At 69.7% G+C, this 14,726-nt stretch carries 16 protein-coding genes; 7 read left to right on the top strand and 9 right to left on the bottom strand.

Annotation, left to right across the window (positions count from 1 at the left end):
* Positions 1–85 precede the first annotated feature (85 nt).
* From recA to ncot_RS10560, 6 genes are all read left to right on the top strand, one after another.
* The gene (gene recA, locus ncot_RS10585) at positions 86–1,129 is read left to right on the top strand and encodes a recombinase RecA (protein ID WP_168617571.1); all 1,044 of its coding nucleotides are present in this window, start codon (positions 86–88) and stop codon (positions 1,127–1,129) included.
* Positions 1,129–1,989, top strand: a complete 861-nt coding sequence (locus tag ncot_RS10580) for a regulatory protein RecX (protein WP_240937861.1) — start codon at positions 1,129–1,131, stop codon at positions 1,987–1,989. The genes recA and ncot_RS10580 overlap by 1 nt, the downstream gene beginning before the upstream one ends.
* Positions 1,990–2,093: 104 nt before the next feature.
* Positions 2,094–2,804, top strand: coding sequence for a GNAT family N-acetyltransferase (locus ncot_RS10575; protein ID WP_168617570.1), 711 nt, complete (start codon positions 2,094–2,096; stop codon positions 2,802–2,804).
* A gap of 14 nt (positions 2,805–2,818) precedes the next feature.
* On the top strand, positions 2,819–3,676 hold the full coding sequence (locus ncot_RS10570) for a PPK2 family polyphosphate kinase (protein ID WP_168617569.1): 858 nt from the start codon (positions 2,819–2,821) through the stop codon (positions 3,674–3,676).
* A complete protein-coding gene (locus ncot_RS10565; RefSeq protein WP_168617568.1) occupies positions 3,673–4,437 on the top strand; it encodes a HipA family kinase in 765 nt (254 codons plus the stop codon). The genes ncot_RS10570 and ncot_RS10565 overlap by 4 nt, the downstream gene beginning before the upstream one ends.
* The gene (locus ncot_RS10560) at positions 4,434–4,814 is read left to right on the top strand and encodes a DUF3037 domain-containing protein (RefSeq protein ID WP_168617567.1); all 381 of its coding nucleotides are present in this window, start codon (positions 4,434–4,436) and stop codon (positions 4,812–4,814) included. Before ncot_RS10565 ends, ncot_RS10560 begins: the two co-directional genes overlap by 4 nt.
* A 133-nt stretch (positions 4,815–4,947) precedes the next feature.
* Here ncot_RS10560 and ncot_RS10555 read toward each other — a convergent pair whose 3' ends face one another.
* The 4 genes from ncot_RS10555 to ncot_RS10540 all read right to left on the bottom strand — a co-directional run bounded on the left by ncot_RS10555 (position 4,948) and on the right by ncot_RS10540 (position 8,378).
* Entirely contained in the window at positions 4,948–5,691 is a 744-nt protein-coding gene (locus tag ncot_RS10555; protein ID WP_168617566.1) for a sirohydrochlorin chelatase, read from the bottom strand.
* 79 nt (positions 5,692–5,770) lie between these two features.
* Entirely contained in the window at positions 5,771–6,517 is a 747-nt protein-coding gene (locus ncot_RS10550) for a phosphoadenylyl-sulfate reductase (RefSeq protein WP_168617565.1), read from the bottom strand.
* Complete coding sequence (locus ncot_RS10545; protein ID WP_168617564.1) at positions 6,514–6,675, bottom strand: hypothetical protein; 162 nt, start codon at positions 6,673–6,675, stop codon at positions 6,514–6,516. Before ncot_RS10545 ends, ncot_RS10550 begins: the two co-directional genes overlap by 4 nt.
* Positions 6,675–8,378, bottom strand: coding sequence for a nitrite/sulfite reductase (locus ncot_RS10540; RefSeq protein ID WP_168617563.1), 1,704 nt, complete (start codon positions 8,376–8,378; stop codon positions 6,675–6,677). The genes ncot_RS10545 and ncot_RS10540 overlap by 1 nt, the downstream gene beginning before the upstream one ends.
* Positions 8,379–8,800: 422 nt before the next feature.
* Between ncot_RS10540 and ncot_RS10535 the strand changes: the two genes are divergently transcribed.
* Positions 8,801–10,273, top strand: a complete 1,473-nt coding sequence (locus ncot_RS10535; protein ID WP_168617562.1) for a glycine hydroxymethyltransferase — start codon at positions 8,801–8,803, stop codon at positions 10,271–10,273.
* Positions 10,274–10,408: 135 nt separating this feature from the next.
* Here ncot_RS10535 and ncot_RS10530 read toward each other — a convergent pair whose 3' ends face one another.
* The 5 genes from ncot_RS10530 to ncot_RS10510 are packed head-to-tail and all read right to left on the bottom strand — an operon-like array spanning position 10,409 to position 14,682.
* Complete coding sequence (locus tag ncot_RS10530; RefSeq protein ID WP_168617561.1) at positions 10,409–11,089, bottom strand: response regulator; 681 nt, start codon at positions 11,087–11,089, stop codon at positions 10,409–10,411.
* Entirely contained in the window at positions 11,086–12,690 is a 1,605-nt protein-coding gene (locus ncot_RS10525) for a sensor histidine kinase (RefSeq protein ID WP_168617560.1), read from the bottom strand. Before ncot_RS10525 ends, ncot_RS10530 begins: the two co-directional genes overlap by 4 nt.
* A 29-nt stretch (positions 12,691–12,719) precedes the next feature.
* On the bottom strand, positions 12,720–13,973 hold the full coding sequence (locus ncot_RS10520; RefSeq protein WP_168617559.1) for a DUF6596 domain-containing protein: 1,254 nt from the start codon (positions 13,971–13,973) through the stop codon (positions 12,720–12,722).
* Positions 13,970–14,320, bottom strand: coding sequence for a YciI family protein (locus tag ncot_RS10515; RefSeq protein ID WP_168617558.1), 351 nt, complete (start codon positions 14,318–14,320; stop codon positions 13,970–13,972). The genes ncot_RS10520 and ncot_RS10515 overlap by 4 nt, the downstream gene beginning before the upstream one ends.
* Positions 14,317–14,682, bottom strand: coding sequence for a YciI family protein (locus ncot_RS10510; protein WP_168617557.1), 366 nt, complete (start codon positions 14,680–14,682; stop codon positions 14,317–14,319). The genes ncot_RS10515 and ncot_RS10510 overlap by 4 nt, the downstream gene beginning before the upstream one ends.
* Positions 14,683–14,726: the final 44 nt, after the last annotated feature.

The raw sequence follows: 14,726 nt of genomic DNA, 5'->3' as shown, positions 1-14,726 counted from the left end.
CTGCAGGTGGTCGGCACCCATTGTCGGTGGCTCGGTCTAGCGTCCGGGACAACACATCGACCTCTCACGAAAAGGACACGCAGCCATGGCTGGAGACCGCGACAAGGCGCTCGACGCAGCGCTTGCCAACATCGAGAAGAGCTTCGGCAAGGGCTCGGTGATGCGCCTCGGCGACGAGACCCGTGCACCGCTCGAGATCATCCCCACCGGCTCGATCGCGCTCGACGTGGCCCTGGGCCTCGGCGGCCTGCCGCGCGGTCGTGTGGTCGAGGTCTACGGTCCGGAGTCCTCCGGAAAGACGACGGTCGCCCTGCACGCGGTGGCCAACGCCCAGGCCGCCGGCGGCATCGTCGCGTTCATCGACGCGGAGCACGCGCTCGACCCGGAGTACGCCAAGGCGCTGGGTGTCGACACCGACGCCCTGCTGGTCTCGCAGCCCGACTCCGGTGAGCAGGCGCTCGAGATCGCCGACATGCTGATCCGTTCCGGCGCGCTCGACCTGATCGTGATCGACTCGGTGGCGGCCCTGGTTCCTCGCGCCGAGATCGAGGGCGAGATGGGTGACAGCCACGTCGGCCTCCAGGCTCGCCTGATGAGCCAGGCTCTGCGCAAGATGACCGGTGCCCTCAACAACTCCGGCACCACCGCGATCTTCATCAACCAGCTGCGCGAGAAGATCGGTGTCATGTTCGGCTCGCCCGAGACCACCACCGGTGGTCGCGCGCTGAAGTTCTACTCCTCCGTGCGCCTCGACGTACGACGCATCGAGACGCTCAAGGACGGCACCGACATGGTCGGCAACCGCACCCGCGTCAAGGTCGTGAAGAACAAGGTGGCCCCGCCGTTCAAGCAGGCCGAGTTCGACATCATGTACGGCAAGGGCATCAGCCGCGAGGGTGGCCTGATCGATGTCGGTGTCGAGGCGGGCCTGGTCCGCAAGGCCGGCGCTTGGTACACCTACGAGGGCGACCAGCTCGGCCAGGGCAAGGAGAATGCCCGCACCTTCCTCAAGGACAACCCCGACCTGGCCAACGAGCTGGAGAAGAAGATCCTCGAGAAGCTCGGCGTCGGGCCGAAGGTCGACGAGCCCGTCGACCTGGCTGACGAGCCGACCAACATCGACTTCTGATGTCCGGCCCCTTCGAGGCCGAGCCGACCGAGTGGTCGGCACAGCTCTCCGAGGGGCCACCACCCGCGTGGGCGGTGGACCCGGGATCGGGGACACCGCCCGGCGCCGGGGCCGCTGACCAGATGCCGGTCGATGGAGGCGACGCCTCGCCGAGCTGGCAGGGCAACGTCAGTGACGGGGTCGACGCCTGGTTGCGTGCGGTGGCGGCGGGGGAGATCACGCGACCTGACACCGCCACCGCCACCGCCACCGCCGCTGCCGACAGCGCCCCGACTTCGGAGGCGGAGGTTCCTCGAGACGGCGCCCCTGGCAGCGGGTTGGCGCCCGATGACGACGGCTCGGGAGATGAGGCCGACCACGAGGCGGTGGCTCGCAAGATCCTGCTCGACCAGCTGACCGGTCAGGCTCGCAGCCGCAAGGAGCTGGCGGATAGGTTGGCGAGGAAGAACGTCCCCGACGACATCGCCGTCCGGTTGCTCGACCGGTTCGAGGAGGTCGGCCTCGTCGACGACGAGGCGTTCGCGCGCGCGTGGATCGCCTCACGACAACCGGGCAAGGGGTTGGCCCGGCGCGCCCTGGCGCAGGAGCTGCGTCGCAAGGGCATCGACGACCTCGTGGCCCGAGAGGCGCTCGACGAGATCGATCCCGACGACGAGGAGGCGGCCGCGCGGCGACTGGTCCGCAAGAAGCTGCGTTCGATGTCCGGGCTCGACGAGGTGAAGGCCACGCGGCGCCTGGTCGGGATGCTGGCTCGCAAGGGGTACCCGCCGGGCATGACGTTCTCCGTGGTGCGCGAGGAGCTGGCGGCTGCCGCCGAGGGGCCGGACGACGACTCGCTCGAGGTGCCGTCCGACTGGTGACAGGTCGGCTGGGTGACCGGCCGACGACTCGCTCGAGGCGCCGTCCGACTGGTGACCGGTCGACTGGGTGACCGGCCGACGGTGCCACGGCTAGCCTGCTGCCCATGGCCGAGCAGGTGCACGTGGTGGTGCGACACGGCGAGCGGGAGCTGTCCGGAGTCGTCCACGGTGACGAGTCGTGGAACGCTGCCGCCCAGCGGCTGGCCGCGACCGTGATGGGAGAGCCCACCGCGGTCGACCTGTCGGCGGAGCCCAAGAGATTCATCGTCGACCCTGACCTGCGCGTGCTGCTGCGCCCGATGGAGCGGGGTGACCTCCCCGACGTGGCCAGGTGGCGTGCTGCCGAGCATGTGCACAAGTGGTGGTTCGACGACGGCTCGCCGGACCTCGAGACGGTGACGGCGAAGTACGCCCCGCACATCGACGGCACCACCCCGACCCGGATGTGGGTGGTGGAGGTGAACGGCCGATCGGTGGGATTCCTCCAGGACTACCGGCTCAGCGACTACCCGGAGTTCGCGCTGCTGACCCCCGACCCCGAGGCCATCGGCGTCGACTACGCCATCGGCGAGGATGCCTGGATCGGCAAGGGGCTCGGCGCGGCCATGCTCTGGGCCTGGTTGCGCCGCACCCGCAAGCGCTTCCCCGACGCCACGACCTACTTCGCGGCGCCCGACCACCGCAACGCCGCGTCGTTGCGGGTCCTGGAGAAGGTGGGGTTCGTGCAGGGCACGTGGTTCGACGAGCCGTTGAGCGACGGCACGACGGCGACCGTCGTCGGCTGCGCCCTCGACGTCCGTCGGGTGCTCGGTTGACTAGTGTTGGCGCCATGGCCCACCACGCGACCTTCCACGAGCTCCTCCGCGCGCCGTCCGGCGCGATCGACCTCGGCGAGTTCGACCCGCACGGTCAGCCCGGGTTCGAGGATGACAAGCATGCCGGCGAGCAGGCACTGATCGATCTCGGTGACGAGCTCGCCGACCTCCAGGAGCAGCTGTTCGCCCAGCGAGGGACGGGTGACGAGCGACGGATCCTCCTGGTGCTGCAGGGGATGGACACCTCCGGGAAGGGCGGGGTGATTCGCCACGCTGTCGGGCTGGTCGATCCCCAAGGAGTGCGGATCACGTCCTTCAAGGCCCCCACCCAGGAGGAGCTGGAGCACGACTTCCTGTGGCGGATCCGCAAGGCGGTGCCCGCGCCCGGCTACATCGGTGTCTTCGACCGATCGCACTACGAGGACGTGCTGGTCGGCAGGGTCCGCGAGCTCGCGACACCCGAGGAGATCGAGCACCGCTACGCAGCGATCAACTCCTTCGAGAAGGAGCTGGTCGACGACGGGGTCATCCTCATCAAGTGCATGCTGCACATCTCCGCCGACGAGCAGAAGGAACGACTGCTCGCCAGGCTCGACGACCCGACCAAGTTCTGGAAGTTCAACCCGGGTGACATCGACGAGCGTGCGTTGTGGCCGGCGTACCAGCGGGCCTACGAGCTGGCCATCGAGAAGACCAACACCGAGCACGCCCCGTGGTACGTCGTCCCCTCCGACCGCAAGTGGTTCCGCAACCTGGCGGTCGGCGAGCTCCTGATCGAGGCGTTGCGCGCGATGGACCTGGCCTGGCCCGAGGCCGACTTCGACGTCGAGGAGCAGAAGGCCCGGCTGGAGCACGAGGAACCACTCTCGTGATCGACGTCGTTCCCGTCACGCGCTACGTGGCGCCCCTGCGCGAGGGCGGATCGCTTCCGGGGATCGTCGAGGCCGGCGACCTCGGCACCTACGTGTGCAAGTTCCGCGGTGCCGGGCAAGGGCTGCGGGTGCTGGTCGCCGAGGTCATCGTGGGTGAGCTGGCCCGGCGCATCGGCCTGCTCACTCCGCGCCTGGTCGCGCTGGAGCTCTCGTCGGACATTGCTCGCTACGAGGCCGACGAAGAGGTCCAGGACCTGCTCACCGCCAGCGTCGGCCTCAACCTCGGTGTGGACTTCCTGCCCGGCTCCTTCGGGTTCGACGGCGACACCTCCACGTCACCCCAGGTGTCGTCGAAGGTGCTCTGGCTCGATGCCTTCACCGCGAACGTCGACCGGAGCTGGCGCAACCCGAATCTCCTGCTCTGGCACGGTGACCTGTGGGTGATCGACCACGGCGCGGCCCTCTACTTCCATCACGCATGGGGCGGAGGGGTCACCGATCCATCGCGTTTCGCGGCCCAGCCGTGGGACCCCAGCGACCACGTCATGCTCGGGCACGTCGAGGCCCTACCGGCCGCCGACAAGGAGATCGCCGGCCTGCTCGACGCCTCGGTCTTCACCGAGATCCTCGCCAAGGTGCCCGACGAGTGGCTCGAGCCGGTGCCCGGTGCCGAGGACGCGGCGGCCGTTCGGTCGGCGTACGTCGCCTTCCTGACGGCTCGGCTCGGGACGCGGCAATGGCTCCCCGGAGGCGCGTCATGACTGACCTCGCCTACCAGTACGTCGTGCTGCGGTGCGTGCCGCGCGTCGAGCGCGAGGAGTTCGTGAACGTCGGTGTGCTGGTCTACTGCCAGGCAGCGGACTTCCTCCAGGTCGCCTGGAACGTCGACCGGGAGCGGCTCACCGCGCTGCACCCGGGCCTGGACCTCGACCAGGTCTGCCGCGCCCTCGACTTCATCGAGGGAATCTGCGCGGGGGACTCGCGTGGCGGGGCGGCGGCGGACAAGCCGCTCGGCACCCGTTTCGGCTTCCTGAAGGCGCCGAAGAGCACGGTGGTCCAGCCGGGCCCGGTGCACGGCGGCATCACCAATGACCCGGCCCGACAACTGGAGCGCCTGGCCCACCAGCTCGTCTCCTGACGCGAACGGTGGATTCTTGCGCGCCGAACGGTGGATTCTTGCGCGCCGAACGGTGGATTCTTGCGCGCCGAACGGTGGGTTCTTGCGCCGCGAACGGTGGGTTCTTGCGCACCAACCGCCCGTGGTTGGCGAATCAGACGGGGACGAGCTCCACGGCGCCGACGGCGTACCGGGCCAGGATCGTCCGCGCCAGGGTGGGGTGGGCACCCAGGGGAGCGGACACCGCCACTGCACCGGCCTCGAGGGCGAGCTCGGCAGCGCGATCAGGCAGGAAGCCGGGGGCCAGGAAGAACGAGGCGACCGCGATGTGGCGGCGTCCCTCGCCCCGGAAGGCGCGAACGGCCTCACCCGTGGCGGGCGGGGTGGCCGAGGCGAAGGCCGCCTTCACGGGGAGCTTGTGGTGGGTGCCCCACAGGCGGGCCAGTCGTCCGACGGCCTGGTTGGCGAGCGGGTCGCTGGAACCGGCTGCGGCCAGCACCAGGGCGTCGAGCTCGCGCACACGGGCGTCCTTGAGCGCCTCGCGCAGGCGCAGGTCGAGCACCTCCAGGAAGGCCTGCTCGAGGCCGAGCACCTCGGTCGCCCGGATCTGCAGCCCTTCGTGGCGGGCGGTCTGCTCGGCCACCGCGGTGGGCACGTCGACCTTGGCGTGGAACGCATCGCTGAGGAGGAGGGGGACGACGACGATCTCGTCGTAGCCGGCTCGGACCAGCTTGTTCACCGCCGTGTTGAAGGACGGCTTCGACAGTTCGAGGAAGGCCGTCTCGATGCGCAGGTCGGGGCGCATCGTCTTCACCTCGTTGACGAGGGCGGTGATGGTCTCGGCATGCCGCGGGTCGCGGCTTCCGTGGGCGAGAGCGATCAGAGCAGGAGCAGTCATGAGAACTGCCTCCCTTCACGAGCGATGTTGAACGACACCTTTGTCGCTGGTTGTTCTGCTGGCGTGTTGCTGTGGCCGATCACGAGTGGATCCCGCACTCGGTCTTGTTCTGCCCGGCCCAACGACCGGAGCGTGGGTCCTCGCCGGGGGCGACGCGTGCGGTGCACGGCCAGCACCCGATCGAGGGATAGCCGTCGTGGACCAACGGGTTGACCAGCACGCCGTTCTCGGCGACGTAGCGCTCCACCTGTTCGTCGGACCATCGGGCGATGGGGGAGACCTTGACCTTGCCCTTCTTGGCGTCCCAGCCGATCACGGGCGCGATGACGCGGTTGTGGGTCTCGGCGCGCCGCAGGCCGGTGGCCCAGGCGTCGTAGTTGGCCAACGAGTCGGCCAGGGGCTTGACCTTGCGCAGGGCGCAGCACATGTCGGGGTCGGTCTTGTAGAGGTCCTTGCCGTACTGCGCGTCCTGCTCGGCAACGGTCAGGTCGGGCTTGATGGTGACCAGGTTGACGTTCATCGTCGCCTCGACGGCGTCGCGGGTGCCGATGGTCTCGATGAAGTGGTACCCGGTGTCCAGGAAGACCACGTCGACGCCCGGGGCGACCTTGGCCGCCAGGTGCGCCAGCACGGCGTCACCCATGGACGAGGTGACGCAGAACTTGGACCCGAAGGTGGCCACGGCCCACTCGATGATGTCCTCGGCCGGAGCCAGCTCGAGCTCGGCGCCCACGTGGGAGACGATCTCGCGCAGCTCCTCCGGGGAGCGGTCCGCGGTGTGCGAGCCGCGGTAGGCAGCGGCGGCCGCCGTCGTTGCCGCGGTCATGAGCCACCTCCTGCGGTGGGTCGGATCATTCCGGTCATCTTCAGGGTGAAGGCGCGCAGGCAGGAGCGGCACTCCCACGAACCCGGCGTACCGTCGTGCGGTCGCAGGTCGTCGTCCCCGCAGTAGGGGCAGAGCTGGGGCTGTGCGCGCTCGGACATCAGACGGCCTCGAGGGCCTTCTCGCCACGCAGCACGTCCTCGTCGGCGCGGGCCACCCAGGTGGCGAAGCTCTCACCGTCGGTGCGCTGGCCCAGGTAGGCGTGGACGACGTTGGTGATGTAGTCGTCCAAGCCCTTGCTGGTGACCTTGTGGGCGCGCAGCTTGCGGCCCAGCTCTGCGGTCAGGCCGATGCCGCCGCCGAGGTGCACCTGGAATCCCTCGACCTGGTTGCCGTCGTCGTCGAGCACCAGCTGGCCCTTGAGCCCGATGTCGGCGACCTGGGTGCGGGCGCAGGAGTTCGGGCAGCCGTTCACGTTGACCGTGATGGGGGTGTCCAGGTCAGGGAAGCGACGCTCGAGCTCGTCGATCAGGTCGTGGGCACGCTGCTTGGTGTCGACGATGGCCAGCTTGCAGAACTCGATGCCGGTGCAGGCCATCGTGGAGCGGCGCCACTGGGACGGACGTGCCTCCAACCCGATGCGTGCCAGGGCAGCGACGACGTCCTCGACCTTGTCCTCGTCGACGCCGATCAGGACCAGCTTCTGGTACGCCGTGAAGCGCACGCCGGCGACGTCGTACTTCTCGACGAGGTCGCCCAGTCCGGTCAGCACCTCGCCGCTGACGCGACCCACGACCGGGGCGGCACCGATGTAGAACTTGCCGTCCTTCTGCTCGTGCACGCCGATGTGGTCACCGTTGCTGGTGGCGCGCTCGGGAGAGGGGTTCGAGATGAGCTTGCGCTGGAGGTACTCGGTCTCGAGGACCTCGCGGAACTTCTCGATGCCCCAGTCCTTGACCAGGAACTTCAGGCGGGCCCGCGAGCGGAGCCGGCGGTAGCCGTAGTCACGGAAGATGGAGATGACGCCCTCCCAGGCGTCGGCCACCTCGTCGAGCGGGATCCAGACGCCCATCCGGGCGGCCAGGAACGGGTTGGTGGACAGTGCGCCACCGACCCAGAGGTCGAATCCGGGCCCGTGCTCGGGGTGCTCGACACCGACGAACGAGACGTCGTTGATCTCGGGAGCACCGTCGAGGCTCGGGTGACCGCTGACCGACGTCTTGAACTTGCGGGGGAGGTTGGAGTACTCGGGGTTGCCGGTGCGACGACGGTTGATCTCGAGCAGCGCCGGGGTGCCGTCGATGATCTCGTCCTTGGCCACTCCGGCCACGGGGGAGCCGAGCATGCCGCGGGGAGAGTCACCGCAGGCCTCTTCCGTGCTCAGGCCGACTGCCTCGAGGCGCTCCCAGATGGTGGGGACGTCCTCGATCTCGATCCAGTGGTACTGGATGTTGGAGCGGTCGGTGATGTCGGCGGTGCTGCGGGCGTAGTCGGTGGAGATGCCGCCCAGGGTGCGCAGCTGCGCGGGGCTCAGCAGCCTGCCGTCGCTGCGCACGCGCATCATGAAGTAGCGGTCGTCGAGCTGCTCTTCTTCCAGGGCGCCGGTCTTGCCGCCGTCGAGGCCGGGGGCACGCTGGGTGTAGATGCCGTACCAGCGGAAGCGGCCACGCAGGTCGGCCGGGTCGATCGAGTCGAAGCCCCGCTTGGAGTAGATGTTCTCGATGCGGGCCCGCACGTTGAGCGGGTTGTCGTCCTTCTTGGACTGCTCGTTCTTGTTCAACGGCTCGAGGTAGCCGAGAGCCCACTGCCCTTCGCCCTTCTTGGGGCGGGGGCGGGGCGTGCGTGGTGCGGGAGCGTCGTTCATCGGTTTCCTTCGGCGCAGATTTCTTGACGCGCGATGCGAGGCTCCGACGCTGCGACATTGAAACGTCGGGTTGGCCTGCGACCGGCGCCCGGGGACTGTTCGGTCTGGGCGCCCGCTGCTCACTTGCTGGGCGGCGGGGTGGTCAGGAAGGCCAACACATCATGCTGCGGACGCGCCCGTAGTCCACGTGGCGTCGAACCACGAGGTACGTGTGCGTTGCAGCGCTGATCATGGGCATGAGTCTCAACCCTTGGACGCGCTGCCCACAACAGCGAATCTCATGGTGTGGACACAGATCTCACGATGCAAGACGCTGTGCGGAGATCTGAGCCTGCCGGGACCCCCTGACGTGGGGCAGGTCACTCCGCACGGCGCCTCGACCGGCGCTCGCGCCCGCACCGGGAGTCACTAGTGTGTGCCCCATGACTGATGCGTCTGCCTCCAACCTGTCCGGCCAGAACCTGAGCGGCCTGACCAGCTCCGCCTACAAGCAGGCCCTCGAGGTGATCGGCTCCGTCGAGCCGCGCATCGCCGAGGCCACCCGCCAGGAGCTGGCCGACCAGCGCTCCTCGCTGAAGCTGATCGCCAGTGAGAACTACGCCTCGCCGGCCGTCCTGCTCACGATGGGCACGTGGTTCAGCGACAAGTACGCCGAGGGCACCGTCGGCCACCGCTTCTATGCCGGCTGCCAGAACGTCGACACCGTCGAGACGTTGGCCGCCGAGCACGCCCGCGAGCTGTTCGGGGCGCCGTACGCCTATGCGCAGCCGCACTCGGGCATCGACGCCAACCTGGTCGCCTTCTGGTCGATCCTCGCCCACCGCATCGAGGGCCCGGCTCTGGAGAAGCTCGGCAAGAAGAACGTGAACGAGCTGACCGACGAGGACTGGGAGACGCTGCGCCACGAGCTCGGCAACCAGCGCCTGCTCGGCATGTCGCTCGACTCGGGTGGCCACCTCACGCACGGGTTCCGTCCCAACATCAGCGGCAAGATGTTCCACCAGCAGCAGTACGGCACCGATCCGGAGACCGGGCTGCTCGACTACGACAAGGTTGCCGCCAAGGCCCGCGAGTTCAAGCCGCTGGTGCTGGTCGCGGGCTACTCGGCCTACCCGCGACGGGTGAACTTCGCCAAGATGCGCGAGATCGCCGACGAGGTCGGCGCCACCCTCATGGTCGACATGGCGCACTTCGCCGGCCTGGTCGCGGGCAAGGTCTTCAGCGGCGACGAGGACCCGGTCCCGTTCGCCCACATCACCACCACCACCACGCACAAGTCCCTGCGCGGCCCGCGCGGCGGCCTCGTCCTGGCCCAGGAGGAGTACGCGCCCTCGGTCGACCGCGGTTGTCCGATGGTGCTCGGCGGCCCGCTGTCGCACGTGATGGCCGCCAAGGCGGTGGCACTGGCCGAGGCTCGCCAGCCCGAGTTCCAGACCTATGCCCAGAACATCGCCGACAACGCCAAGTCGCTGGCCGACGGGTTCATGAACCGTGGCGCCAAGCTGGTCACCGACGGCACCGACAACCACATCGTGCTGCTCGACGTGAGCTCGTTCGGCCTGACCGGTCGCCAGGCCGAGTCGGCCCTGCTCGACGCCGGTGTCGTCACCAACCGCAACTCGGTGCCCGCCGACCCGAACGGTGCCTGGTACACCTCCGGCATCCGTTTCGGCACGCCGGCGCTGACCACCCGCGGCTTCGGGCACGACGAGTTCGACAACGTGGCCGAGCTGGTCGTCGACGTCCTGAAGAACACCGCCCCCGGCACCACCAAGGCCGGTGGCCCGTCGAAGGCGTCGTACACCCTCGCCGACGGCATCGCCGACAAGACGCGTGCCGCCTCGGCCGAGATGCTCGACAAGCACCCGCTCTACCCGGGCCTCGACCTGTCCTGACCGGTCGTCCCACCTGTCTCCCACTCCCCGGGCAGCCGGCGAGATGGCCGCCTCCCGGCCGGACTTCCACCCGGGAGGTGGCCATGTGGGCCGGGCGCCAAGGGGCCGGCGTGGCGAACTCAGGACCGGGCGGCCTCAGGACCAGGCGTACTCCACCTCGGGACGCCCGCCGCCGCCGTAGCGTGGTCTGCGCTCCACCAGCTGCCGGTCGGCGAGGTGCTCCAGATAGCGCCGGGCGGTGACGCGGGAGGCGCCGACCAGCTCGGCGACCTCGGTGGCCGAGAGCGCGACCTCGCTCTCGCGGACCAGCGTGGTCACCTGCTGGAGGGTCTCGGGGGAGAGGCCCTTCGGCATGGCGACCGAAGGACCCGTCGGCCGCAGCGCACCCATCATGCGGTCGACGTCCTCCTGGACGACCCCGGCGGCCGCCGCGTCGACGCGTGCGCGGTACGCCGCGTACTGGTGCAGCTTCTCGCGGAACGTCGCGAACGTGAACGGCTTGATGAGGTAGAGCACCACGCCCTGGGAGACGGCCTGTCGGACGACGTCGGCATCACGTGCCGATGTCACCGCCATCACGTCGCACAGGTGCCCGGCTGCCCGCAGCCGCTGCAACAACCCGAGGCCGTGGCCGTCGGGCAGGTGCATGTCGAGCAGGACCAGGTCCACGTGTTGGTCGTTGGCCAGGTGGCGGGCGGCCTCGTGGGCGGAGTGAGCCACGCCGGCGAGCTCGAAGCCGTCGACACGTTGCACGTAGGACGCGTGCGCCTCCGCGGCCAGCGGTTCGTCCTCGACGACCAGCACCCGGACGCTCACCGCGCCTCCTCCCCGAGGGTCACCGTGAACTCGGCCCCGCCCAGCCGGGAGCGCCCGAAGCGCAGCCTGCTGCCGTGTCGGCGGGCGACCTGGCCGACCAGGGCGAGCCCGACCCCGCGACCGCTCTCGTCGGCGGAGGCCTTCGTCGACCAGCCCCGCTCGACGGCGTGGGCGGCGGCCTCCTCGCTGAGTCCCGGGCCACTGTCGCCGACGACGACCTCGATCCGCGTTCCGACCGTGGACAGCTGCACCGAGACCCTGCGGTCCCGCTGCCCGGTGACGGCATCCATCGCGTTGTCGACCAGGTTGCCGATCACGGTCACCAGGTCCCGTGCGTTGGCCACGGGAGCATGCTCGGCCACGCTGCCCGTGACCTCCAGCTCGATCCCGCGCTCGGTCGCCTCGGCGATCTTGCCCAGCAGGAGCGCCGCCACGACGGGTTCCTCGACAGCACCGACCACCCGGTCGGTGAGCAGCTGGGCCACCTGCAGCTCCTCGGTGGCGAACTCGACGGCGTCCTCGGGCCGACCCATCTCGATCAGGGACACGATGGTGTGCAGCCGGTTGGCCGCCTCGTGGTTCTGGGCGCGCAGCGAGTCGGTGAGTCCACGGACGGCCGCCAGCTCCCCGGAGACGGACTGGAGCTCGGTGTGGTCGCGCAGGGTCACCACCGAGCCGACCCCGTGCCCCTCCCACACCGCCGGGGATGCGCTCACCAGCAGGACGTGCTCCCCGGAGATGTAGATGTCGTCGACGGCTGCGGTGTCGCCGACCGCGGTCTCGACCAGTCCGGGCGGCAGCCCCAGGTCGGCCAGGGGTTGCCCGATGACGTCGTCGGGCAGGTGCAGGAGCCGACGGGCCTCGTCGTTCACGAGCTGGACGCGACCGTCGGAGTCGAGCAGCAGCATGCCTTCGCGCACCGCGTGCAGGACCGCTTCGTAGTACTCGTACATCCGGGTCATCTCCTGGGCACCCATCCCGTGCGTGACCCTCCGCAACCGCCGGCTGATCAACCACGCACCGAGCAGGCCCACCAGCAGCACGGCGGCTGCGCTCGCCGCGATGGCAGGGAGCGTCGAGATCAGCTGGTCACGCGTCTTCTCGACCGTGATCCCCACGGAGACCATCGCGACCACCTCGCCGTCGATCGTCACGGGGACGACGGATCGGATGGAGGGGCCCAACGTGCCGGTGTACTCCTGGGTGAAGACCTGGCCGTCGGGCGCCCCACCGAGGTCGCCGATGAACTTCTTGCCGAGCTGCTCCGGGTTGGGGTGTGAGTAACGGGTGCGATCCATCGCCATCACCACGACGAAGTCGACCGAGGTGTCGCCGCGCACCCGCTCGGCGTACGGCTGGATGGTGTGCGAGGGGTCCGGGCTGGCGAGCGCGCTGCCCAGGACCGGCGCGTCGGCGACCGTCTCGGCGACCGCCACAGAACGCTCGCGGGCGGAGGCCCGAGTGTCGTTGCGGGCGTCGAAGGTGGCCAGCGCGATCGCCGACACGACCAGCACGAGGACCACGAGGACCTGCAGGAGGAGCACCTGTCGCGCGACGGACGTGTCACGCGTGCCGACCGGCCGGCTCCTGCCTCTGACCATCCCCGCATTGTGCCGCACGTGGCGAGCAGTCAGCCGCTGCCGTCGAGCGAGTCCCGTCTCGCCCTGAGGTGGGCCAGCTCGGTCTCGTTGCGACACAGGTCGATCGCGGTGTCGTACGCCGACCGCGCGGCGTCGGTGTCACCGAGCCGGGCCAGCAGGTCCGCGCGCACCGCGGGAAGCCGGTGTGAGCCCGCCCAGGTGATCGGGCCGAGTGCCTCGAGTCCCGCGGCGGGCCCGCGTTCCTCGGCGACGGCAACGGCTCGGGCGACCTCGGTGGGCGCCCCCGGCATCACCTGCAGCAGCAGGTCGTAGAGCGAGACGATGCGGGACCAGCTCGTGGCCGCCGTGGAGGGTGCCAGGGCGTGCTCGGCAGCGATCCGTGCCTGCAGGGTGTAGGCGGCGGCGCGGGGCGACATCGGCCCGAGCAGTGCCGGGCTCATCAGCCGTTCGTGCGCGGCGGCGATCTCGTCGCGGTGCCAACGGGTTCGATCCTGGTCGGCCAGCAGCACCAGCGCTCCCGCCGCATCGACCCGCGCGTCACGGCGTGAGTGCTGGAATCCCATCAGCGCCCGCAACGAGACCAGCACCGGATCGTCCTGCCCTCGCAGGTCGTCGGTGACCGAGATCAGCTCGATCGCGGTCCCGGCGAGCTCCGCACGCAACAGGTCCGGCCCGGATCCCGGCGCGTAGCCCGCGGTGAACGCGAGGTAGCCGATCTGGGCGACCGTGTCGAGACGCCCGGGAAGGTCTTCCTCACTCGGCACCGCGAACGGGATCCCGGCGGAGACGATCTTCTTCTTCGCGCGGGTGATCCGAGCCGCCATCGTCGACTCGGGAACGAGGAACAGCCGCGCTATGTCGGGCGTGCTGACACCGACGACCAGGCGCAGGGCCAGGGCGCCGGCTGCTTCGGGGGCGAGGGCCGGGTGTGCGCACATCAGCACCAGCCGGAGCAGCTCGTCCTCGATGAGGCCACCGGGGTCGGCCATCACCTCGGCCGGGACAGGCCGCGTGGCGTCCATGACCAGCTGCGGCACCTTGCGCTGGTGGATCGCCTCGGCCCTCAGCTGGTCGAGGATGCGACGGTTGGCCACGGTGTTCAGCCACGCCGGTGGGTTGTGCGGGACTCCCTGCTCGGGCCAGGCCCGCGCGGCCGCCTCGACGGCGTCGGCCAGCGCGTCCTCGACGAGGTCGAGCCGGCGGTGGCGCGCGAGGAGCAGGGCCACGAGCCGGCCCCACTCCTCGCGAACCGTCGCGTCGAGCACTGCGTCCGGATCGGTCACCTCGAGATGGTCACCGTCGGCCGGATCTCCACGGCGTACGACGGGGGGAGCAGGGCCGCGGCGGCAATCGCGTGGTCCATGTCGGGGAGCTCCACGTCGTAGTACCCGCCGATCATCTCCACCGTCTCGGCGAACGGGCCGTCACTGATCGTCGCGGCGCCGTCGACGTGCCGCACAGTGGTTGCCGTGTCGGTGTCGGCCAGTGCGGCCGAACCGTGCTCCTGCCCGTGTTCGGCCACGTACGCCGAGAACGATGCGTGCGCGGTGAAGAACGGCTCCTGCTGCTCGGCCGTCAGCTGCTCGAAGTGGCCGGGCTCGTAGGCGATCAGGAAGATGTAGCGCTTCATGAGTGCCGTTCCTCCTGCGGGCGACGGCGGAGCTCGATGTGCTCGCCACGGGAGGCGAACCGGGCACAGATCTCACGCAGCCCGGCCTCGTCGTCGGACTCGATCCAGTAGAAGCCGACCACCTGCTCGGCTGACTCGGTGAACGGGCCGTCGGTGACGATGGCGCCACCGTTGCCGTCGGGTCGCATCGAGGTGGCCAGGGTCGACGGTTCCAACGGGCTCACCGCGATGATGCGGTGCCCGCCGGCCTCGAGGTCGGCCTGGAACTGCCCGTGGGACGCCATCCCCTTCTCGTGCTCCTCGGGTGGCAGCTTCGCCCACTCGGCCTCCGGGGCCGGGAGCAGGATCATGAAGTGACTCATGGGACTTTCCTCCTGGGTCTCCGAGGCCGCGGGCGCGACCTCAC

Source organism: Nocardioides sp. JQ2195 (assembly GCF_012272695.1).
In the GTDB taxonomy this organism is placed as follows: domain Bacteria; phylum Actinomycetota; class Actinomycetes; order Propionibacteriales; family Nocardioidaceae; genus Nocardioides.
This window is presented reverse-complemented; position numbering and strand designations above follow the sequence as displayed.